The 19,765-nt window shown below is 48.3% G+C and carries 23 protein-coding genes; 8 read left to right on the forward strand and 15 right to left on the reverse strand.

The window, feature by feature from the left end; all coding sequences use genetic code 11:
• Window positions 1-46: 46 nt before the first annotated feature.
• From ACQ4MZ_RS22900 to ACQ4MZ_RS22910, 3 genes are all read left to right on the forward strand, one after another.
• On the forward strand, window positions 47-808 hold the full coding sequence (locus ACQ4MZ_RS22900) for an ImuA family protein (protein WP_430848882.1): 762 nt from the start codon (window positions 47-49) through the stop codon (window positions 806-808).
• Between the two features lie 85 nt (window positions 809-893).
• Window positions 894-1,115 (forward strand): hypothetical protein, encoded by a 222-nt coding sequence (locus ACQ4MZ_RS22905; RefSeq protein ID WP_430848884.1) that lies wholly within the window; start codon window positions 894-896, stop codon window positions 1,113-1,115.
• Window positions 1,116-1,223: 108 nt separating this feature from the next.
• Window positions 1,224-2,948 (forward strand): serine hydrolase domain-containing protein, encoded by a 1,725-nt coding sequence (locus ACQ4MZ_RS22910; RefSeq protein ID WP_430848886.1) that lies wholly within the window; start codon window positions 1,224-1,226, stop codon window positions 2,946-2,948.
• A gap of 13 nt (window positions 2,949-2,961) precedes the next feature.
• Here ACQ4MZ_RS22910 and ACQ4MZ_RS22915 read toward each other — a convergent pair whose 3' ends face one another.
• The 7 genes from ACQ4MZ_RS22915 to dinD form a co-directional block, all read right to left on the reverse strand.
• The gene (locus ACQ4MZ_RS22915) at window positions 2,962-3,834 is read right to left on the reverse strand and encodes an alpha/beta hydrolase family esterase (protein ID WP_430848888.1); all 873 of its coding nucleotides are present in this window, start codon (window positions 3,832-3,834) and stop codon (window positions 2,962-2,964) included.
• 31 nt (window positions 3,835-3,865) lie between these two features.
• Window positions 3,866-4,261: a VOC family protein gene (locus tag ACQ4MZ_RS22920; RefSeq protein WP_430848890.1), complete on the reverse strand. Its 396-nt coding sequence runs from the start codon at window positions 4,259-4,261 to the stop codon at window positions 3,866-3,868.
• 4 nt (window positions 4,262-4,265) lie between these two features.
• The gene (locus ACQ4MZ_RS22925; protein ID WP_430848892.1) at window positions 4,266-4,868 is read right to left on the reverse strand and encodes a hypothetical protein; all 603 of its coding nucleotides are present in this window, start codon (window positions 4,866-4,868) and stop codon (window positions 4,266-4,268) included.
• Window positions 4,869-4,872: 4 nt separating this feature from the next.
• Window positions 4,873-5,478: a hypothetical protein gene (locus tag ACQ4MZ_RS22930; protein WP_430848894.1), complete on the reverse strand. Its 606-nt coding sequence runs from the start codon at window positions 5,476-5,478 to the stop codon at window positions 4,873-4,875.
• Window positions 5,479-5,644: 166 nt separating this feature from the next.
• Window positions 5,645-6,154 (reverse strand): SRPBCC family protein, encoded by a 510-nt coding sequence (locus tag ACQ4MZ_RS22935; RefSeq protein WP_430848896.1) that lies wholly within the window; start codon window positions 6,152-6,154, stop codon window positions 5,645-5,647.
• A gap of 1 nt (window position 6,155) precedes the next feature.
• Window positions 6,156-6,497 carry an ArsR/SmtB family transcription factor gene (locus ACQ4MZ_RS22940; RefSeq protein ID WP_430848898.1) on the reverse strand — a complete coding sequence of 114 codons (342 nt, stop codon included), beginning with the start codon at window positions 6,495-6,497 and terminating at the stop codon, window positions 6,156-6,158.
• A gap of 103 nt (window positions 6,498-6,600) precedes the next feature.
• On the reverse strand, window positions 6,601-7,428 hold the full coding sequence (gene dinD / locus ACQ4MZ_RS22945) for a DNA damage-inducible protein D (protein ID WP_430848900.1): 828 nt from the start codon (window positions 7,426-7,428) through the stop codon (window positions 6,601-6,603).
• Between the two features lie 147 nt (window positions 7,429-7,575).
• On the opposite strand from dinD, the gene ACQ4MZ_RS22950 reads away from it, so the two are divergent.
• Together ACQ4MZ_RS22950 and ACQ4MZ_RS22955 are read left to right on the forward strand one after the other, a co-directional pair.
• The gene (locus ACQ4MZ_RS22950) at window positions 7,576-9,087 is read left to right on the forward strand and encodes a Y-family DNA polymerase (RefSeq protein WP_430848902.1); all 1,512 of its coding nucleotides are present in this window, start codon (window positions 7,576-7,578) and stop codon (window positions 9,085-9,087) included.
• 35 nt (window positions 9,088-9,122) lie between these two features.
• Window positions 9,123-12,356, forward strand: a complete 3,234-nt coding sequence (locus ACQ4MZ_RS22955; protein ID WP_430848904.1) for an error-prone DNA polymerase — start codon at window positions 9,123-9,125, stop codon at window positions 12,354-12,356.
• Here ACQ4MZ_RS22955 and ACQ4MZ_RS22960 read toward each other — a convergent pair whose 3' ends face one another.
• From ACQ4MZ_RS22960 to ACQ4MZ_RS22970, 3 genes are all read right to left on the reverse strand, one after another.
• Window positions 12,357-13,121, reverse strand: coding sequence for an oxygenase MpaB family protein (locus tag ACQ4MZ_RS22960; RefSeq protein ID WP_430848906.1), 765 nt, complete (start codon window positions 13,119-13,121; stop codon window positions 12,357-12,359). It abuts the gene before it with no gap.
• Entirely contained in the window at window positions 13,118-13,492 is a 375-nt protein-coding gene (locus ACQ4MZ_RS22965) for a DUF2809 domain-containing protein (protein ID WP_430848908.1), read from the reverse strand. The genes ACQ4MZ_RS22960 and ACQ4MZ_RS22965 overlap by 4 nt, the downstream gene beginning before the upstream one ends.
• Window positions 13,493-13,642: 150 nt before the next feature.
• The gene (locus ACQ4MZ_RS22970) at window positions 13,643-14,311 is read right to left on the reverse strand and encodes a hypothetical protein (RefSeq protein WP_430848910.1); all 669 of its coding nucleotides are present in this window, start codon (window positions 14,309-14,311) and stop codon (window positions 13,643-13,645) included.
• 177 nt (window positions 14,312-14,488) lie between these two features.
• On the opposite strand from ACQ4MZ_RS22970, the gene ACQ4MZ_RS22975 reads away from it, so the two are divergent.
• A complete protein-coding gene (locus ACQ4MZ_RS22975; RefSeq protein WP_430848912.1) occupies window positions 14,489-14,785 on the forward strand; it encodes a DUF1330 domain-containing protein in 297 nt (98 codons plus the stop codon).
• Between the two features lie 5 nt (window positions 14,786-14,790).
• On the opposite strand, the gene ACQ4MZ_RS22980 is transcribed toward ACQ4MZ_RS22975, so the two are convergent.
• From ACQ4MZ_RS22980 to ACQ4MZ_RS22995, 4 genes are all read right to left on the reverse strand, one after another.
• Entirely contained in the window at window positions 14,791-15,405 is a 615-nt protein-coding gene (locus ACQ4MZ_RS22980; RefSeq protein WP_430848914.1) for a c-type cytochrome, read from the reverse strand.
• A 31-nt stretch (window positions 15,406-15,436) separates the two neighbouring features.
• Window positions 15,437-16,276 (reverse strand): DUF6597 domain-containing transcriptional factor, encoded by an 840-nt coding sequence (locus ACQ4MZ_RS22985; RefSeq protein WP_430848916.1) that lies wholly within the window; start codon window positions 16,274-16,276, stop codon window positions 15,437-15,439.
• Window positions 16,277-16,484: 208 nt separating this feature from the next.
• Window positions 16,485-16,640, reverse strand: coding sequence for a type II toxin-antitoxin system RelE family toxin (locus tag ACQ4MZ_RS22990; RefSeq protein ID WP_430849204.1), 156 nt, complete (start codon window positions 16,638-16,640; stop codon window positions 16,485-16,487).
• 99 nt (window positions 16,641-16,739) lie between these two features.
• Window positions 16,740-16,937, reverse strand: coding sequence for a hypothetical protein (locus ACQ4MZ_RS22995; RefSeq protein ID WP_430848918.1), 198 nt, complete (start codon window positions 16,935-16,937; stop codon window positions 16,740-16,742).
• Between the two features lie 355 nt (window positions 16,938-17,292).
• Here ACQ4MZ_RS22995 and ACQ4MZ_RS23000 point away from each other — a divergent pair, with 355 nt between their 5' ends.
• Window positions 17,293-17,544 (forward strand): hypothetical protein, encoded by a 252-nt coding sequence (locus ACQ4MZ_RS23000; RefSeq protein WP_430848920.1) that lies wholly within the window; start codon window positions 17,293-17,295, stop codon window positions 17,542-17,544.
• A gap of 61 nt (window positions 17,545-17,605) precedes the next feature.
• On the opposite strand, the gene ACQ4MZ_RS23005 is transcribed toward ACQ4MZ_RS23000, so the two are convergent.
• Window positions 17,606-18,340: a metallophosphoesterase family protein gene (locus tag ACQ4MZ_RS23005; RefSeq protein ID WP_430848922.1), complete on the reverse strand. Its 735-nt coding sequence runs from the start codon at window positions 18,338-18,340 to the stop codon at window positions 17,606-17,608.
• A 308-nt stretch (window positions 18,341-18,648) separates the two neighbouring features.
• Between ACQ4MZ_RS23005 and ACQ4MZ_RS23010 the strand changes: the two genes are divergently transcribed.
• Window positions 18,649-19,761 (forward strand): Fic family protein, encoded by a 1,113-nt coding sequence (locus tag ACQ4MZ_RS23010; RefSeq protein ID WP_430848924.1) that lies wholly within the window; start codon window positions 18,649-18,651, stop codon window positions 19,759-19,761.
• Window positions 19,762-19,765: the final 4 nt, after the last annotated feature.

Genomic DNA, 19,765 nt, shown 5'->3' on the forward strand with positions numbered 1-19,765 from the left:
CAATTATTGATATTAAAAATATCAATAAGTAACTCAAACGTTCCTTATGGCTCTCCCACTCCTGAAAAACGGCATGTTTAACAGGTTGCAAGAAGATATTCTTGCATTGCAGGGCTTTCGTGCGCCTGTCGGGGCCAGGAAGATCGATTTCGGGTTAGGGGTTATGGATGCCTCTTTCCCCAATCATACTTTTCCTACCGGAGCTGTACATGAATTTATCAGCAACGATCCTGAAAGTGCCGCGGCAACGACAGGTTTTATGGCAGCATTACTGGGGAAATTGATGGGGGAATATGGCATATGTCTGTGGATCGGCATACGTCCCATGGTATTCGCGGCGGCATTGAAAGCATTTGGCGTAGAACCGCACCATGTGATTTTCATTGATCTCAGCAGAGAGAAGGATGTGATCTGGGCCGTGGAAGAAGCGTTGAAATGCGAGTCGCTGACGGCGGTGGTCGGGGAATTTCGTGAAATCACTTTTACGGAGTCCCGGCGTCTGCAACTGGCTGTGGAACAAAGCCGGGTTACGGGTTTTCTGCACCGCTGCAATCCACGCGCTGTAAATACCCTCGCCTGCGTATCGCGCTGGCAGGTAACCCCCATGGCCAGCCAACTGGAAGAAGGCATGCCTGGTGTAGGACATCCTTGCTGGCGGGTCCAACTACAAAAAATCCGGAATGGCGAGCCGGGAGAATGGGATATGCAATGGGCAGCTGGGCGATTTGAATACCTATCGAAAGAAGTTCCGGGTCATAACCAACAAGAGGCAGACACCGCTGCCGCTTATATTGCACAAAGAGCTTAGCCCGTCGGCAAACTTTTATCAATAAATTATTTAGTATTATATATAATTTAACTTTATATTTATTGAATAAATCGATCTACTAGCCATGACCAGTTACCTGATGCTTCCATTCGCCTTCGTTTTCCACGCAGCACTACTTACTTGCGAAAAACCGGCGCCGACCATCCGCAAAGATAAAATACCAGACACTATTGGTACAATTATCGACGAAAAGGCCCACCACGAACTCTACGATAACATGCCCAATGCATTCGAAGGTATGGAGATCATAACCGTACCGAACGATTGCGATTTGAAGGATCGTTAGTCTTACCACTTATCCTTTTATCACCGCCTTCATCCAGAACGGTTCGCATTGTTGTGCATTGATATCCTATATTGGGATACATTCAATCGCTCATCAATAATCACTGGTATGAAAGCATCACTACGCCTCCTTATCCCTGTTTTACTATTAGTGGCAGGCATTCAAGCCGCTGAATGCCAGTCTCCGCGCACAACGGTCAAAGCGGATTCACTATTTGCAGAGTGGAACAAGCCCGGAATGCCTGGCGCGGCGGTAGGTGTGGTGCATGGTGGCAAGCTGATTTATGCCAAAGGGTTCGGTGAGGCGGATCTGGAAACGGGTGCCAAAATAGGCCCTGAAACGATTTTCCATGTGGCGTCGGTGTCCAAACAATTCACTGCATACGCCATCATACTACTGGCTGAGCAAGGTAAGCTTTCACTTGACGACGATATCCGCAAACATATTCCGGAAGTTCCCGATTTTGGCAAAACCATCACCATTCGGCACCTCCTCAACCATACCAGCGGTCTCCGCGATCAGTGGAACCTGTTGGCCATGGCAGGTTGGCAGCTCGACGATGTGATCACCAAACAGCATGTGATGAACCTCGTTACCCGGCAAAAAGAACTGAATTTTGAACCTGGAAGTGCTTTTACCTATTGCAATACGGGTTACACGTTACTTGCCGAAGCCGTTAGCCGTATCACAAAACAGCCCTTTGCCTACTGGATGGAGCGAAATGTATTCAAACCATTAGGCATGAAAAGCACACAGTTCTTTGATAATCAGGAAGGTATTATAAAAGGACGCGCCTATTCATTTCACCGTACGCCCGGCGCCATCGGGCCGACAATGTTCAGTAAAAGCATATTGAGTTATGGCAATGTCGGCGCCACCAGCCTTTTCACGACCGTCAATGACCTTGCATTGTGGATCAACAATTTCCGCAACCCTCAAGTAAGCAGTCCGAATATCATGAAACAGATGCTTGAACGCGGCCGACTTACCAAAGGCGACACGCTGTCGTACGCATCCGGGCTCCTCCACGGCAAATACAAAAGCCTCTCCTATTACGGCCACGACGGCGCCGACGCCGGTTTCCGCTCCTCACTGACTTATTTTCCCAAAGAAGATTACGGATTTATCGTTCTGAGCAACCAGGCGGAGTTCAACGCATCGAAAAAGAACCTCGACATGGCTGATTTGTATTTATCCTCTTTTACCAAAGAAGACAAACCCTCCGATTCAACTACCAAACCAGCGGCATCCGGAAATTATGCATTTGATTCAACCCTCTTCCGTGCTTATGCCGGCTCTTACTCGCTAGACGAAGCTCCGGGATTTGTATTAAAATTCTGGCGGGACGGCAGCAGCTACTATACCCAAGCCACAGGCCAGCCATCGGCGGCGATATTCCCGTCGTCGGATTCGACGTTTTTCCTAAAAGTCGTGGAGGCGTCCGTGGTATTTCACAAAGCAAAAGACGGTAAAGTGAATCGCATCACGCTGAAACAAAACGGCAATCACCCCGGAACGAGGGTTAACGCGCAGGAAACGGATGCCATTGACGCGGCTCAATTTGCCGGGCAATATTATAGTCCCGAGCTCGAAACGATTTACACCATTGCCAAAAAGGGCGACGCGTTGAAGCTCATTCACGTACATCACGGCGAGGCCGACCTGAAAATCGTCGGTAAAGATAGGCTGAACGCACCGTGGTGGTTTGTCCAGAATATCGAAATCGTCCGAAACCCTTCCGGCGTTATCACAGGCATCAAAATGTCGAATGGCCGGGTGGTGAATTTATGGCTCAAGAAGCTACCGGACGACTTTGCTGCAAACAACAAATAGCAACCTGCAACTATTATTTCCCTAGTTGCCGCTTGAAAAACTTCCACGACTCCTCAAACATATCAAAATCCGTTACGAACTCGTGCTTTCCGTTGATTACTTTCAGCAAAGTCACCTCCGGCTTACCTTTCTTTTGATAGGTGTATTTTTCCACCGTGATATTATTGGAGGTGTCGCCATCCGGCATGGCGGATTTTACGGGCTCGCCGGAATATCCGTCGAGTTTTGCCCAGTACTGAAACGACTGGTCGGTAGACCGCACCGTTCCTAACTTAACGCCCGGCGTTGTTACCTCACCTCCATCGTAAGGATTGGTTTGGTCGGCCGTTCCATTGGTGATCATAACGGGAAGCGGTACATTCATGGGCGCGCAGTCCATATTCTCATCGGTAGGAAGGTTGGCAACGATCGCCGAAACGGCCCGGATTTTCCCGGGCATTGTGAGCGCGAGCTTGTACGACATGTGTCCGCCACCCGAAAAGCCGGTCGCAAAAACCTGCTTTTTATTGATTTTATATTTTGATGCAAAAAGATCGATCAACGCATCAAAAAATGCTTCCTCGTTCAGATTCTGTGTATTCGCTAGCGCCGTGGATGCCTTACGGCATTCGTTCCAATACCTTTTATACCCTCCCGGATAAACCACCAGCACATTCTCCGATTCCGAAAGCGATTCCAGCTTCGCACCCCGGCGTGCAAAGCCCAACGGCTCCCCGCCCGACCCATGCATTACGAATACCAGGCTGGCGCCTGGCCTCACTTTCACGGACGGATTATAGGCGTACACCCGGTAATGCCCGTCGATGAATAATGAATCCAGTATGTGCTGGGCATTGGCGGAAAATGCAACGAGGATCAGGAATGCGGAAAGTAACTGCTTGAACATGGACGATGGAATTGAATTTTGTTCATGCAAGTTACATAATCCTGCTTTCAAACATCCACACATGCCCAAACGGATCCAGTACATCGCCTTGCCGGTAGCCATAGTCGTAATCCTGCGCCGGCGAGGTAACCTTTGCCCCTGCGGCTACTGCCCTTGCCATGTAGGCATCCACATTGTCCACGAACAACCCGATTGTCACCGTCGATCCCTGATGACGCAATGGGCTAAATAAAGCAGGATTCCTCGTCTCCTCATGCAAATGAAATACCGCGCCGTTAATCGATAGCTCCGAAACATGAATTGTACCATCGTCATTGCAGAAACGGCGGAGCTCGACCGCGCCAAGACCATTAATGTAAAAGTCGACATCCCTCACGCCATTCGGAATGTAAAGTTCGGGAGCAAAAGTTGGGGTAGTTTTTTCCATTAGATTACTTCTTCAACATTCGTTCGATAGCCTTCAAAACCGCCTCCCGGTTCTTAGCGGCTTTAATAAATTGCGGAAGCTTCTCGACCATGGTCGTAACCCGCATCGTTTGTCTTTCCCGCAGCCTTGCGGTCACGTAATTACGGATTTCTAGCAAATGCTCCTTGTTACTGGCCCAAAGTGTATCGCCCCGGATGTTTTGCTGAAACCAAAGCGGCAGGCCAAAAACCGGATCCGTCAGCCTTTCGGGGCTATACCTCAATCGGTAGGGCACATTATTGGGCTTATACACTTCGGGTACATGGCAATGAGGGCAAGAATATTTCAGTTCGGCTACCTTCTCCTTGTTATTAGGAATACTCACTTCGATGTATTCTCCGCAATGGCCGCAAGCACGACTGACGGTTGCCGTGTAACGCAAACGCTCGTCAGCAGTTTCCGAATAATTGCAATGATGGCATACCAGCTTGTCGTCGCTGATCCCCACCAGGTCTGTCTTGATAACGCGCGCTGCTTTGGCACATTTCGGACATTCCACCCAAAACTCCTTTGCGTACGCGTAACGCGTCGTCGGCGGGCCTACATAACGGTTAGCTTCGCTTTCCATGTTGTCACTTTTTAATGGTAATGTCAGGGACAGATGCCTTTGCAACCTCGGCAATCAACGCCTTCCGTTCAGCTTTTAACCGGGTCAGAAACGGATGAATGTCCTTTCCGTAAGCACGGTTACTAAGCGCATACAGCAATATCCCCTTTTGTCCCGATTTCGCCGTAAGTGCTTTGAAACGGTACACATCGTGTTCATAAATACTTTTCGCGTCGTCGGTCGCCGTCTGCCCGAGCAGGCAATCGATGATCTTTTCGCCAGTGGCAGCATTGCCGATCACTTCATAATTGACGTCCAGCGTCTTTTTCAATTGTTCCAATTCACGAAGCTTAGTCCGTACTGCTTGATCAACATTGGTCGCCACAATCACAAAATCAATGGTTATCATCGATTTATAGTTAGGGAGACCGTCGCCGGCCACCAGATATTCCTGCTTGTAAAGCGAAGCGTCAGGATGTGAAGACCAAATCAGTTGGTAGCTTTTATTTTGGAACACTACAGGCCCGGGAATACCCATGTAATTGACTGCCGGCTTATTGTTCTGGCCAACACTTTGCACCGAAGCCAACAGAAGAAAAGCTAGCACCAGCGTAATTGATTGAATGATCATTTTCATGCGTGTATGAATGATGTGCGAAACAAGAATGCAAAGTCCGGCTTACGGCTAAACCGGATTGCAAACTTATGATGTCATTCAGCCAAACACAATGTACAGATGAACACAAACGCATTTCAAAACCACTGATGCACAATATTTTGAGTGAACGGCAGATACATTAACCCTGTACCCTGGCGAGATAGGCATCCAACTGTCCCCAGGTACCTTCGTATCCCTGGTTCATACTGGCATTGAGATCCGCAAATGTCTTTTCTTGTCCGGGTGTTGCATTTACAGGCTTCGCGTAAAGAGTCAACGTAGTAATGCCGTTCGCTTCACTTAAAGTAATACGGTTATACACCTCCAATGGGAAATCGATCGGAAATGGCGACGAACTGATATTACCCTCCGGATCGGTGAAAGAGCTCAGAAATTCAAGGGAATCCGGCTGTTGGATTCTCTGATAGCGGAAAAGCGCCCACATAAGCAGCCCATTGTTATCGAGTTTATAATGAGTTCTTCCGCCTTCACGAAAGTCAAAACTTAACACGGTGATTGTAGAACCTGCCGGCCCCCACCATGCCGCAAACGACTCCCTGGAAGCGAATGCGTTATAAACTAAGGGCTGCGGCGCTTTGAATTGGCGTACGATTTTTAATTCCGCCTTTGGAGTTACCTGATTTTCCATCTTATTGATCGGATTGATTGTTGTTTTGAATGCGGTTCAGATAATGATCGAGGGAATCGAACTGCGTGTTCCAGAACTGCCGGTACTGATCGACCCAGGTAGACACTTCCTTTAGAGCATCCAGCTTCGCCTCGCAATACCGCTCCCGTCCTTCCTGCCTCACCATCACCATCCCGCATTCCATTAAGATCTTAATGTGCTGTGAAACAGCCGGTCTGCTGATCGAAAAATTCTCAGCAATGGCATTCAGGTTCATGGATTGATAGGCGATCAGGTTAATAATCTGCCTGCGGGTAGGATCTGCAATCGCCTGAAAAACATCTCTTCTTGCTTCAATGGACATATACGTAAGCATTTACTTACACAATAGTAAATGTAAGTATTTACTTACGCAATTTTCAGGAGCAGAATTTTTTCCAAAACTTCTACAATCAATGGAAATCTGACTATCTGAGCCGTTTTCGAGATCCCTTACCGATCTTCCCGATATTCTCGGCCGGTGGAAGATTTTCAGGCATAGTACCGCCCAACTCCTGAATCGTTTGGCGCACCCTGGCGCCCACCTCGAAGTGTGTTTGATTAGCCCGATCCTTACCAGCTATATTTTCCCTCCTCAATTTATCGTCGGTCTGCGTAGCTCGAAAAACATTTGCGGCTAATTCGGAACTACCCATGTGGTCAGGCAGATTCTGGCTCTTTTTCAAGCCCTTCCTTTCCCGAATTGCTTTTGCATCGAGTCCGCCGTACAATCCCATGTAGCCATGATTCTGGAAAATCGCATAATCGATCGGCTCGACAACGCCAGCCGTTTTGGCGGCTTCTGCGAGAAGAAGGTTGTTCCTGGTCAGTTCACCTCGTAAAAAGACTCGTTTTTCGTCCTCCGTATTCAACCGGTTGTATTCCTCCATTTGCCGGATTTCCTGCAAGCGGGTTTGTACAGCGAAGTAAGTCTGCCCCAGGGCAACTACTTCTTTTGCCGGATCGGCATTCTGGACAATGAGGTAGCAAGCGTAGCGGGATAACCTGGCGCTTTCTAGTTCTCGGCTCGCACCTGAACCGATTACGACCATTTCGTGCAAATGCACGAAATGGTTTTCGACTAGCTGACCACTTTGTTTACAGGCCTCTCTGGCTTTTTTAATAACAGGTTTGAAATTCCGGTACTCCGTATATTCCAGCACTTTTGCTAAATCTCTGGCACTCCAGAACTCGTTACCGTTTTCGTCGGATTTCCTGATTTGCTCGAAGAGCGTGGGAGCTTGTTGTGAAGTCATACTATTCAAATTTTAGGTGTGTAAAATCATTTCAACAAAGCAAAAAAATTGCTGGCAATTTTCAAAGTGTTTTGATATTATTGTAATCCAATTTAAGATATTTATAATATCAATATTTCACAACTACTTCACTGACAATACATTTAAATGCCAGACAGATTCATTTCCATATGGTTCCCGAATCTTGCAACGGATCATGAAATCCGGGTCAGGCCGGAGTTATATGGGCTTGAATTTGCGCTTGCTACACCTGAACGCGGACGGATGATAGTGACCGCGGTAAGTGCCGAAGCCAGGGCATTGGGCATTGAACCCGGGATGGTTGTAGCAGACGCCCGGGCTATACTCCCTTCGCTGGTGGTGCTGGACGATGAGCCGGAGGTTACGAGGCATGCATTGCAGGCCCTGGCAGAGTGGTGCCTGCGCTACACCCCGACCGTCGCGCTGAATGCACCGGATGGCCTTATCCTGGACGTGACCGGGTGCGCGTACCTGTGGGGAGGCGAACGCGTATACATGAATGACCTCACTACCAGGCTTAACCATGCTGGCTACACGATGCGTGCCGCCATGGCGGATACGATCGGAGCGGCCTGGGCGCACGCGCATTATGGACGCTCGGGAGCCATTATTCCACCTGGAGAACAACGTAATGCATTGCTGAAACTTCCTCCGGCCGCGCTGCGCCTGCCTTCCGAAACGCTGAAAAAAATGCAAAAGCTCGGGTTTTATACCATCAGCAGCTTCATACAAATACCTGCCAGAATGCTGCGCCGGCGGTTCGGGGAGGACTTACTGGAAAAATTGAACAAAGCAGTCGGGTACTCGCAGGAATTCATCGAACCCATCCGGCAGGTCATCCCATATCAGGAACGGCTTCCCTGCCTGGAACCCATTGTAACGGCCACAGGTATTGAGATCGCATTGCAAAAACTACTGGAAATGCTTTGTACCCGACTCGTAAAAGAAGGTAAAGGGCTACGTAAAAGCGTTTTGAGTTGCTTCCGTGTGGATGGCGAAACACAGCAAATCGACATTGTGACGAACCGCGCTTCACATCACGTCAAGCATCTTTTCAGGCTTTTTGAATTGAAAATCAAGACCATTGCACCCGGTTTTGGGATCGAGTTGTTCCTGCTTGAAGCACCTGAGATAGAGGATATGGAAATGACCCAGAAAACAATGTGGGATACCACGGGCGGTTTTGAAAATGCTGCTATCACCGAATTACTAGATGCCGTCACTGGAAGGACAGGTGCCGAAACAGTTCATCGGTATTTGCCCGATGAGCACCATTGGCCTGAAAGGTCCGTCAAAACGGTGATGTCCCTACGCGAAAAACCGGATACCAGCTGGCGTACCGACCGGCAAAGGCCTGTTTTCCTGCTTCCAAAACCCGAAAGCATTGAAGTCACCGCCCCCGTACCCGATTACCCACCTACGCTTTTTGTATACAAAGGGAAGGTTCATTATATAGATAAATCGGAAGGGCCCGAACGCATCGAGCAGGAATGGTGGCTGCAACAGGGCCTCCACCGCGACTATTATACTTTGGAGGACCAGCAAGGGCGGCGCTACTGGGTTTTCAGGCTTGGTCCATACTCCGAAGAAAAGGATAAAGAACGCCCGGAATGGTTTATTCACGGCTTTTTTGCCTGAACGACAAGCTATTTACCGAATTACACTTCATCATCATGAATTACACTGAATTACAGGTCACGACCAATTTCAGCTTCCTTCGTGGAGGGTCGCACCCCGAAGAACTGGTGGCGCATGCCATTGAACTGGGTTACAAAGCCATTGCCATTACCGATCGCAACACGCTCGCAGGCATTGTACGTGCGCACGCGGCCGCGAAGGGCAAGGATTTCCGCATTATCCCCGCCTGCCGCCTCGATTTACTCGACGGCCCCAGCTTACTGGCATATCCTACCGACCGGGAGGCTTACAGCCGCCTTTCCGCATTGCTGACCAAGGGAAACCTCCGCACCGAAAAAGGCAAATGTGACCTTTACAAAGCCGATGTATACCAGCATGCCGAAGGCATCAACTTCATAGCCGTACCGCCATCTGCTCTAAATGGGTCTTTTGACTTTGACCCTTCCTTCCCCCGAAACCTGAAAGAATACCGCGAGGCCCTCGGAAACAACCTCTATCTCGGCGCCATACGCTCCTACCAGGGCGACGATATGAAAAAGTTCTACCGCCTCGACCAGCTCTCCCAGCGATTTAACATCCCGCTGGTTGCCACCAACGACGTGCATTACCACAACCTGCAAAGGCGCGAATTACAGGACGTGCTCACGTGTGTGCGAGAGAAATGCACCATTTACAATGCCGGTTACCGGTTGCACGAAAATGCGGAAAGGTATTTAAAACCGGCCGCGGAAATGCAGCGACTGTTTCTAAAATACCCCGAAGCCATCGAGCGCACCCAGGAAATCGCGGACGCCAGCCGGTTTTCGTTGAGTAGTTTAAAATATGTTTATCCGGAGGAGTTGACTACGGAGGGGAGGACGCCATTGCGGGAGCTTGAAATTCTGGCCTGGCAGGGTGCGGTTGACCGATTTGACGCTTGCATTCCGCAAAAAGTGGAAGACGCCATTGAACATGAGCTAACCTTTATAGAAGAAATGGATTATGCTCCATACTTTCTTACTGTTTATGACATTGTCAGGTTCGCAAGGTCCCAAAATATTCTTTGTCAGGGAAGGGGCTCGGCAGCCAATTCGACCATATGCTACTGCCTTGGCATTACAGCTGTCGATCCAACTAAGGTTGACCTGCTTTTCGAACGTTTTATTTCTTCCGCCAGAAATGAGCCTCCTGACATTGATGTAGACTTTGAACACGAGCGGCGAGAGGAAGTAATGCAATACATTTATAACAAATATGGCCGGGATCGGGCTGGTATCGTCGCCACAGTTACGCAAGTACATCAGAAAGGTGCCGTTCGCGATGTTGCCAAAGCCATGGGAATGTCGATGGACGCAATTAACAGGCTTTCGAGCTCACTGTGGGAATTGTTTTCAGATGAGTGGCTCGACGGCAAGCTTATAACTGAGCACGGTTTCAATCCCAATGATCCGCATTTAATTAAAATCCTCGACTTGACCCGGCAATACATGGGTTTCCCACGCCAATTAGGACAGCATACTGGTGGTTTCGTTATTACACAAGGCAATCTTTCAGACCTCTGTCCTATTCTTAATGCAAGAATGGAAAACCGCACATGCATCGAATGGAATAAGGACGATATTGATGCATTGGGTTTCCTGAAAATAGATGTGCTGGCATTAGGCATGCTCACATGCATACGCAAGGCATTTGATTTACTTAGAAATCATTACAATCAGGATTATACCCTTGCTAATATTCCTCCGGAAGACCCAAAGGTGTATGATATGATCTGCGAGGCTGACACGATCGGTGTTTTTCAAATTGAGAGTCGGGCACAACAATCGATGTTACCGAGACTTAAACCGAGGGAATTCTATGATTTGGTGATTGAAGTGGCAATTGTACGCCCCGGCCCGATTCAAGGTGATATGGTGCATCCATATTTAAGACGACGGGATAAGATTGAGGACGAAGAATACCCAAGTGAAGAGTTGAGGAAAATTCTGGAAAAAACCAAAGGAGTCCCCCTTTTCCAGGAGCAAGCCATGAATATTGCTATTGTTGCTGCCAATTTTACTCCCACAGAAGCAGATGAATTGAGAAGAAGCATGGCAACTTTTAAAGCCAAAGGAGTTGTATCCAGATTAAGAGACAAACTAGTGTCAGGAATGGTAAAAAAAGGCTACGAAAAAGACTTCGCCGAGCGCATCTTCAAACAGCTCGAAGGCTTCGGAAGCTACGGTTTCCCGGAAAGCCATGCGGCCAGTTTTGCATTGCTTGTCTATGTTTCTTCGTGGATCAAATGCCACTATCCCGATGTCTTTGCAGCGGCGCTGCTCAATAGCCAGCCTATGGGCTTTTACCGGCCGGCACAAATCGTCATCGATGCGCGGAACCATAAGGTGAAAGTAAGGGAGATCGACATTAATCACTCCTTTTGGGATAATACCCTTGAAAACATTCCCGGCGAACAATGTGCTTTAAGGCTGGGCTTCCGACAGGTAAAAGGTTTGAAGGAGGAAGAAATGCAAATTCTGATCGCCGCTCGTACCAAGCCATTTACCCACATTCACCAATTGCTCGAAGCGGGGATTTCCCATACCGCGCTGGAAAAACTGGCGGATGCCGACGCATTCCGGTCAATCGGCTTCGACCGTCGCCAGGCATTTTGGGAAGCCTCCGCGTTGGCCGACCGGCCGATCGGCCTTTTCAAAGGGCAACCATCGGCCAGCGACAGTGAGGAAGATGTGCAATTGCCGCAAATGACGCTCTCCGAGCACGTAATCCATGATTATGCCGCCACGTCACTTTCGTTGAAACAACACCCCGTCAGCTTTGTACGCGAGCAGTTGAATGCGCTTGGCGCGGTTACCAGCAAGGAACTGGAAAATATCAACGATGGTAAAATCGTGAAAGTGGCGGGCCTGGTACTGGTGCGGCAGCGGCCCGGGACAGCCAGCGGTATTTGTTTTATCACTGTGGAAGACGAAACCGGCACCGCAAACCTGGTCGTTTTTCAAAACATGTTTGATACCTACCGCAAGGAAGTGCTACGCTCCAAATTGCTGATGGTCGAGGGTAAGGTGCAAAAGGAGAGTTCTGTTATACATGTGGTGGTAAGCAAATGCATCAATGCATCCGGGCTACTGCGAAATCTTGCGGCAAACGAGGAGCAGGAGCCCGATGTCCTTACATTATCGCGGGCCGATGAAAAAGATGAGTACGAATCGCAGGCCAAGGTGCGAAAGTTACAGCCACGCAAAAATGTCCAGGCAGAAATCTTCCCGTCATCCAGGGATTTCAGGTGATCAATGGACCGCCATATCGAGGTCAATAACCTGCGTTTTGTAGTTTTCCGGCAGGAGAATATTACGCAAAAATGTACCGACACCCAGTTGCCGGCTGAATTTGTAAATGGGCAGCAGCAGATCCACGAGCCAGCCTTGCCCCAGTCCGAGCAATGCATTCACGCGTTCGGGCACGAGCTGCATTTGCACATTCCGTAGCAAATGGTACCGGTACCAGCCAAGATGTTTCCGGTATTGTTTATAAAGATCAATGGTAAAATGGCTTTTGACGAGGTTTTCCTGCAAATGCTCCGCACGCATCCGTTCCCACGCGTGCAGGTTCACGGGTAGCCCGGGAACGCCCATACCCTCACCCACCGTGTAAAAAACGTTGAACAATTCCTCCTTTTCGGCCAGTGTCAGTTCTCTTTCAAGTAGCTCGAAGGACCGGATCGAATAGTCGATAAGCATAAAAAGCACGTCGCGGTAGGCGCTGTCGGGGATGCGGGCATTACGGCTCCGCTCTACGCCCTGGTGAATCGCCGCGATCTGGCGGATGGCCCGCATGGCGTCATCATATTCAGAGAACACGATCTGCCTCGCGTAACCTACGGTCGAAAACAGCCTTCCCAGCGGATCCGCGGGAAGCCTTCCTGTAAAATAAAGCCAGTCTACCGACTTATTAAGCGCAAATTCGGCCGACGCCCCTGCAAAAATGAATAATATCGTATCCGCCTTTCCCCAGATTTCCCGCACGATCGAACCTTCTTTCACAAACCATTTCATACCGCCTGCCTTTTGTTCATAACCACTTCCACTCCCACTACCAACACAATACCCAAAGTATAAGCAACGATATCCGACCATGAAAAGGTTGTACCGATGATCGTCCGGGCAAATGCATTGCCTTCCAAACCGAGTATCCTGACGATTTGCAGGTATTGCAGCGTTTCGATAAAGCATGCAAATACCAAAACCGCCAATGCCGCCGACAGTACATTCAATCGGGTAACACCGCTCACAAGGCAATACAGCAATACTACCACCAATACATCCCCTCCCCACGGTCTTATGAAATCGTCGTGCACATACAGGGCAATCCAAACTTCGAGGAGGAAGACTACCAGAGCCGCGATCAGATAATACAGTCTATTCATTCACAAAAATAAAAGTACTTTGTGTTACAAAGTAACTTATTGCTTTCATCAAAAGCAAAATGCATCCATAAAATCCCTGTTCTTTCCCCTCAAAAAAACAGCCTCCGGAAATCGGAGGCCGTTTTACGATTCACAAATCTGACTACAACATCATTTTAAATCTTCAAGCCGGTAACCCAGGAAATCGTCGACAACCAGCTTGTAATTCAATTTCTTCCTCGGGCTGGCGATATACACGCTGTATGTCCCCGCAGCGAGTTTCGACACATCAAACCAACGTCCGTAACTGGGATCTTTAACCTGTTCACGGTAAATCGTGCGTAGTTCGTTGTCGACAATGCGGATATCGTATGATTCCTGTGCCGGATTTTTGAGAATGACTTTCATTTTTCCGTTTTGCACCACATATACATTCGACATGGCCGTTTTCATGTTCACACTCGGCGCAGCCCATTCCGGTTCCGAGGCACCGCGGTAATCCGTCCGGCTATCGGCGACGATATTGTAGGCTTTCACTTTTTCGGATAACAATTCGCGCGCCATCAATTTAGCCAGCAAATCATCAAAAAGCCTGACATTCCGCCGCGACAGTTTAACATACTTGCGCGCCATCGACTCCTGGTACAACAATTGGTTACTGCCGTCGAAAAACTGCACTATGGTGTTGCGGGAATTGGGATCCGTGTGGACTTGCCAGTACCCTTTATCGGATTCTACGTAGGGCTGCCTGGCGGCGAACTGGCCGGCGGCCGGTACAAAGCTGGCCAGCCATAAGGTGGATGCCAGCAAAAGGGCAAGGTGGATTCTTTTCGTTTTCATGGCTATCAAGGGGTGGAATATTTTTTGAACAAAAACACAAAAAGTACTCAATGGGAAGAGCTTTCCCATTCCGTTGATTGATGGCCATCAATTTGTTTCAAAGAGGATGTTTCAAATATGAAAGTTGCAGCGAATGTAAATTCTTTTCGAGATTGGGGATAAAACAACCGGACGACCATGGTAACGATCACACAATTTGTCTATGTCAAAGAAGGTAAGGAGGACATTTTCCAGCAATTCGAGTCGCTGGTGCTGCCGCTGATACCGCAATACAACGGAAAACTGCTCCTGAGGCTGCGTACAAGCCCGGAGCAGTTGATCGAAGGCGAGCTGGAAGCGCCTTATGAAGTACATTTGGTGAGTTTCGAATCAGAGGCGGACCTGGCTGCCTACATGGCCGACCAGACCCGCGAACAATATCTCTATTTAAAAGAGGATTCGGTACTAAAAGTGATGACCGTCAAACAGCCGTAACGCACTCAGGGCGCCGGCGGAATGTACGATGGTACTACGTTGGAAACCGGTTTGATGGATTTCAGGTATGCGAAAATCGCTCGCATATCGCCGTCAGCCATATTCACATAGTTGAACCACGGCATAGGCGGCATGAGTGGGCGGCTGTTTTCAAGGCCTTTGAACTTCCCTTTACGCATGGCGGTATTGAACTGCTCGAACGACCAGTTACCGATTCCGGTTTCATCGGGCGTCAGGTTCGCGGCGAACGACATTCCCCACGGGCCTGCGAAGGCAGTGCTTTGGCCGTTAAACACCACCCATTCACCGGTTTTGAGGATGCTTTTATCAAAAGTACCCAGCGGCTGGGCGCTGTTGTGCCCCGACAAAAAGCGATCCATATCTGGTGCCGGGCCTTGCGCCGTCATTTTCTTGGGAGCATGACAATCCGCGCACCCCATAATGGTGACGAGGTACTGCCCTCTTTTCACAGCGTCGTCTTTCGAATCGGCAACGGTTTCGGAAGGCTTCGACACCGTTTCCACAGGAGCATGCATTACGCCTTTGGGCCCTTCGGGCTGGTTTGTAAACGCACAAACGGACCATACGGCCGCCGAAGCAGCCAAATAAACAAGTTTCATGGTAAATAGATTTTAAAGTTAAAAACTGGGATCAGGCGAACCGCACCTGTTTGTCGGGCAACCTGAAATACTGGTGTTGGTCTTGAAATATATTAGTTGGTACTTCCTGGGTAAATTCTTTGAAATCACGGATAAAATGCGCCTGGTCGGAATAACCGAATTTGTACGAAACCTCGGCCCAGTTGGGCGTCGACGACATACTGGAAAACGACTCATACGCGCTCCTGAACCGGATAATACGCTGATACATCTTGGGCGTCGTACCGTAGTGGTCTTTAAAAATCCTTTCCAATTGCCGTTTGCTGATGTATAAATTCCCGCTCAGCGCGTCGATAGACAACCGGCCTTGCGTTTGACGGATCAGCCGCGTTGCTTGTGAAATAGGGTGCTCTTTCGAGCGGGTATTTTTCAAAAGTCCGAACAGGAACATCTCCGTAATGCGCACAACCTCTTCTACGTTCTGTATACCATATACGTCATCTACAAGCCGGTTTATCTCACTTCCGAAACAGCTCTCAACATCGGTAAACTGGTTGAATAGCGGCGCGATCGGTATCCGGAACAATTCCAGCGCGCTTTCAGGCCGCAGCCGTATCCCGAACTTCCTGCACGACCCGACCGTTTTCCACTGCACGGCATCGCGGTACAACCCTACCAGAAACGCGGGCGGCAACTTCTCCCATTGCCCGTCGAAAAGCGCATTGCATCGGTTATCATCCAGGTGAAGGATCAACTCCAACGTCCCGAACGGTATGCAGCGCTGCACCGGCGACTCGCGCTCGCCCACCGTTTCGAACCGGTGTAACCAGTAGCACTCGACATAGGGCTGTAATTCGGCAGATGGTTTAAATTCCTGATAACCTGAGCTCATCGTTTGCGAAAAGGGCTTTTACATTGACACTACAAAACTAGGGGTATTCGAGAAACCTGTATTGTAAAAAAGCGACATCCGACTGCGAATTACCTAAAAACCAATGCATTATTGAGGGTTGGAGTTAGTAAGCGGTGTTAAAAACCTGTGAAGACTATCGATTTAACTAATCGATCGCGGCAGGAAATCGTATAGGTGAGTTCAGTAATTAATTATATACATCCTTTCTATCACCAATTTTGATGACGGTGACGGTCAATTCACCGTTGCTTACTCTATACAAAATGCGGTAGTTTCCAGCCTTGACTCTATAAACATTTTCGGCACCTTGTAACTTTTTTGGTACCTGATTGATAGGGATTATTAGCCAGCGAGTAAATGGCTCCGATTACCAGATCATAGTTCCTCTTAGCTAGCTTATTCAAACATTTTTCGGCAGTGTGTGTAATTACAATTTTGTATTTCAACGCTTTATTCCATGTTTTTTATCGAGCCTCGCCACTACTTCTTCAAATAGTTTTGTTGAGTCATTTTTGGTTGCTTCCACCGCAATCAAATCAAGTAAATCTTCCACGAACTCCGATTTGGAAGCCGCATTGATCGTCACTTTTTTCAACTTACCCTTTTGCGTGTATTCACTTTTAATGCCTTGCAGTTTCATAAGATTCTCTTGTTTCTACTAGCAAGTTACGCATTCTTTTTCAGCCCTTGAAGCAAATTATCTAACGAACGCTCATTAGTACCAGCCACTTGATATGTTATGGTGTTTTGGGCGTGTAGAACAGTTGCAAGCGGCAGTTAATGCCTATAAGTTTGTGACGCTCAAATCATCATTATCGGACTTAGAATTTTATGACATACTGTCCCAGGCATTTCAAATGGCTGTCCAGATTTTTTATCGCACCAGAGAACGGTGCCGTAGTCGTAATGGTTCTAGTCCATTCCTTAATGATGAGGTGAGCAACGGCAGGTGCGGCACCGTTCTTTGCTGCGCATAACGATCCTTAACAATCATTATGCAGTATCAACAAACAGAGTCAGCGCAAAGCGCACAGGATATTATCCACGATTTGCAGAGTAACGATATTGACATCGAGGAAGTGGAAATGCTTTACATTGATATGCTACATCACTACCTCCGCCCTACAAGCGATTGGAATTTGGGTTTACAAAACACGGCCAATGCGCTTGACAACAGTTTTTTGATGGTACGTTTCCTCCGCATGCTGAAACGTTACCAACGCCAATCTTCGCACGCGAAAGCATAAGGAAGCAATGCAAACGCAGGCGAATGCAAGGGCCGCGGTCTCAGGATCGTGGTCCTTCGCTTTAATCAACCACATCAAACCCCTTCCCATGATTCAGCACCACGTGCGTACTGACCTTCCGGCCTTCCAGCTCTATAAGGCGATAGCCATAATACCGGCTGTGGATTACAATTTCCAGCGGGTTCTTCTCCATCTGCACGGACGCTGCGGGGGTTACATATTGGGTAATGTTCTCTTCTTTGGTAAAATCATCGGTATGATAATGCCCGCAAAAAACCGTCACCTCGCGCCCGCTACGCACGAGCACCTCCTTCACCGCATTGCGGTTTAACAATGGGTACTTAAAATCCACCGCAGTAAGGACCTGCAATACGGGATGATGAATAAAAAGCAGCACATGTTTTGTCGTAACGAGTTCATTTTCCAACCACTGCAACTGAATTTCACTGATGGAATCGGACGAAGAATCGAGGAAAATGTATTTAAAATACGCATCCTCCTTGGCATGAAACATTTCGGTTTTCGTTTTCAGGTACTGCGGAAAATAATGCGGTTTAATGTTCGCAAATGCGTCGTGGTTGCCGGGTATGACCGTAAAGTGGAAGTCTTTGAGCAATGCGAAAAAGCGCAGATAAGCATCCGAATGCCCGATATCACCCGTAAAAATCACATCTCTGATCCCACGCGCACCGACATCCTGCAAAATCAGTTTCAGATTCGAATCCGTATCGGCCCCATGCCTGGCCGACCATTCTTCCATTAAATGAATGTCTGTTATTTGCGCAATCCGTTTCATAGCTTCGTCTTATTTAATTCAAATTTCGTTAGAAATCGCTGCAATAACTGATCCAATCGGGTGATTTAAACGGTACCAATGGCGGGATGTAGTCATTTATTGTCAGGAGTGGTCAGGTGTTGTCAACAGTGGTCAATTGTTGTCAAGAGTGGTCAGGTATTGTCAGGAGTAGTCAGGAATGGTCCGCGTTCTCAGGTCATCGGTCTTGCTTGTTGATTGTGAGCATACACTGGCTTTGAGCCGAATAATTGAATTATTCGGCTCAAATTTTAACTATATTTGAGCCGAATAAGCTTCCTAATCGGCTCATGACCTACATTTGGCAACATCCTGAATGGCCTGAATTCCGGTATGATCTTACCGGTATGGAGGATATTCTGCTCGTTTTTGCAGAAGAAACAGGACATATAAGCGGCATTTTAAAGGGTACGCCCAATGCGTTTCAAATTGAAACACTGATCAACACGCTTGTTGCAGAAACTATCAAAACTTCTGAAATCGAAGGCGAATTTCTGAGTCGGCAAGATGTAGTTTCCTCCATCAGAAACAATCTCGGCATAGCGCAAAAACCGGAGCCGGTCAAAGACCGAAAAGCCCAGGGAGCGGCTGAACTGATGGTAAATGCACGTAACTCCTACGCAGAGCCACTCTCGGAAGCAATGCTTTTTTCCTGGCACAAAACACTCCTAAAAGATAGCAAAACCATCGCCACCGGTGCCTGGCGGAAAGGTACAGCCCCTATGCAGGTCGTTTCCGGTTCCATCGGAAAGGAAAAAGTGCATTTCGAAGCACCGCCCTCCGAACGTGTGCCTGCTGAAATGGCACGATTTATCGAATGGTTTAATAATACTGCGCCGGGTGGCTCAAAAGAAATCAACAAGGCCCCCGTACGCTCGGCTATTGCGCACTTATATTTTGAAACCATTCACCCTTTCGAGGATGGTAACGGGCGGATCGGACGTGTGATTGCCGAAAAAGCCTTGTCGCAAACACTCGGCAGGCCGGTTATGCTAAGTCTGTCTCGGACCATCGAAGCGGGGCGAAAAAAATACTACCAGTCGCTCGAAACGGCACAAAAGCACATCGATATCACCGCGTGGATCCACTATTTTGTGCAAACCATCGTAGACGCGCAAATCGAAACACGGAACGCACTGGACTTTACATTGAAGAAAACCCGGTTTTTTGATCAATTCAAGAATTTACTCAATAACCGGGAGGCGAAAGTCATCCAAAAAATGCTTGAAACCGGCCCGGATGGCTTCGAGGGCGGCATGACCGCAAAAAAATACATGTCGATTACCAAAACCTCCAAGGCCACAGCAACGCGCGACTTGCAGCACCTCGCAGAAATTCAATGTCTTGCCCCCTCCGGCGGCGGTCGCAGCACGAGTTACCAACTAAGTATTCCTGAAAATTGATTTT

The organism is Dyadobacter sp. BHUBP1 (genome assembly GCF_050587785.1).
GTDB lineage: Bacteria > Bacteroidota > Bacteroidia > Cytophagales > Spirosomataceae > Dyadobacter.

What these genes read in the sequence shown, in the direction of transcription:
- ACQ4MZ_RS22900 (WP_430848882.1), top strand. Translation starts at nt 47, where the DNA reads ATGGCTCTCCCACTCCTGAAAAACGGCATGTTTAACAGGTTGCAAGAA.
- ACQ4MZ_RS22905 (WP_430848884.1), top strand. Translation starts at nt 894, where the DNA reads ATGACCAGTTACCTGATGCTTCCATTCGCCTTCGTTTTCCACGCAGCA.
- ACQ4MZ_RS22910 (WP_430848886.1), top strand. Translation starts at nt 1,224, where the DNA reads ATGAAAGCATCACTACGCCTCCTTATCCCTGTTTTACTATTAGTGGCA.
- ACQ4MZ_RS22915 (WP_430848888.1), bottom strand. Translation starts at nt 3,834, where the DNA reads ATGTTCAAGCAGTTACTTTCCGCATTCCTGATCCTCGTTGCATTTTCC.
- ACQ4MZ_RS22920 (WP_430848890.1), bottom strand. Translation starts at nt 4,261, where the DNA reads ATGGAAAAAACTACCCCAACTTTTGCTCCCGAACTTTACATTCCGAAT.
- ACQ4MZ_RS22925 (WP_430848892.1), bottom strand. Translation starts at nt 4,868, where the DNA reads ATGGAAAGCGAAGCTAACCGTTATGTAGGCCCGCCGACGACGCGTTAC.
- ACQ4MZ_RS22930 (WP_430848894.1), bottom strand. Translation starts at nt 5,478, where the DNA reads ATGATCATTCAATCAATTACGCTGGTGCTAGCTTTTCTTCTGTTGGCT.
- ACQ4MZ_RS22935 (WP_430848896.1), bottom strand. Translation starts at nt 6,154, where the DNA reads ATGGAAAATCAGGTAACTCCAAAGGCGGAATTAAAAATCGTACGCCAA.
- ACQ4MZ_RS22940 (WP_430848898.1), bottom strand. Translation starts at nt 6,497, where the DNA reads ATGTCCATTGAAGCAAGAAGAGATGTTTTTCAGGCGATTGCAGATCCT.
- dinD (WP_430848900.1), bottom strand. Translation starts at nt 7,428, where the DNA reads ATGACTTCACAACAAGCTCCCACGCTCTTCGAGCAAATCAGGAAATCC.
- ACQ4MZ_RS22950 (WP_430848902.1), top strand. Translation starts at nt 7,576, where the DNA reads ATGCCAGACAGATTCATTTCCATATGGTTCCCGAATCTTGCAACGGAT.
- ACQ4MZ_RS22955 (WP_430848904.1), top strand. Translation starts at nt 9,123, where the DNA reads ATGAATTACACTGAATTACAGGTCACGACCAATTTCAGCTTCCTTCGT.
- ACQ4MZ_RS22960 (WP_430848906.1), bottom strand. Translation starts at nt 13,121, where the DNA reads ATGAAATGGTTTGTGAAAGAAGGTTCGATCGTGCGGGAAATCTGGGGA.
- ACQ4MZ_RS22965 (WP_430848908.1), bottom strand. Translation starts at nt 13,492, where the DNA reads ATGAATAGACTGTATTATCTGATCGCGGCTCTGGTAGTCTTCCTCCTC.
- ACQ4MZ_RS22970 (WP_430848910.1), bottom strand. Translation starts at nt 14,311, where the DNA reads ATGAAAACGAAAAGAATCCACCTTGCCCTTTTGCTGGCATCCACCTTA.
- ACQ4MZ_RS22975 (WP_430848912.1), top strand. Translation starts at nt 14,489, where the DNA reads ATGGTAACGATCACACAATTTGTCTATGTCAAAGAAGGTAAGGAGGAC.
- ACQ4MZ_RS22980 (WP_430848914.1), bottom strand. Translation starts at nt 15,405, where the DNA reads ATGAAACTTGTTTATTTGGCTGCTTCGGCGGCCGTATGGTCCGTTTGT.
- ACQ4MZ_RS22985 (WP_430848916.1), bottom strand. Translation starts at nt 16,276, where the DNA reads ATGAGCTCAGGTTATCAGGAATTTAAACCATCTGCCGAATTACAGCCC.
- ACQ4MZ_RS22995 (WP_430848918.1), bottom strand. Translation starts at nt 16,937, where the DNA reads ATGAAACTGCAAGGCATTAAAAGTGAATACACGCAAAAGGGTAAGTTG.
- ACQ4MZ_RS23000 (WP_430848920.1), top strand. Translation starts at nt 17,293, where the DNA reads ATGCAGTATCAACAAACAGAGTCAGCGCAAAGCGCACAGGATATTATC.
- ACQ4MZ_RS23005 (WP_430848922.1), bottom strand. Translation starts at nt 18,340, where the DNA reads ATGAAACGGATTGCGCAAATAACAGACATTCATTTAATGGAAGAATGG.
- ACQ4MZ_RS23010 (WP_430848924.1), top strand. Translation starts at nt 18,649, where the DNA reads ATGACCTACATTTGGCAACATCCTGAATGGCCTGAATTCCGGTATGAT.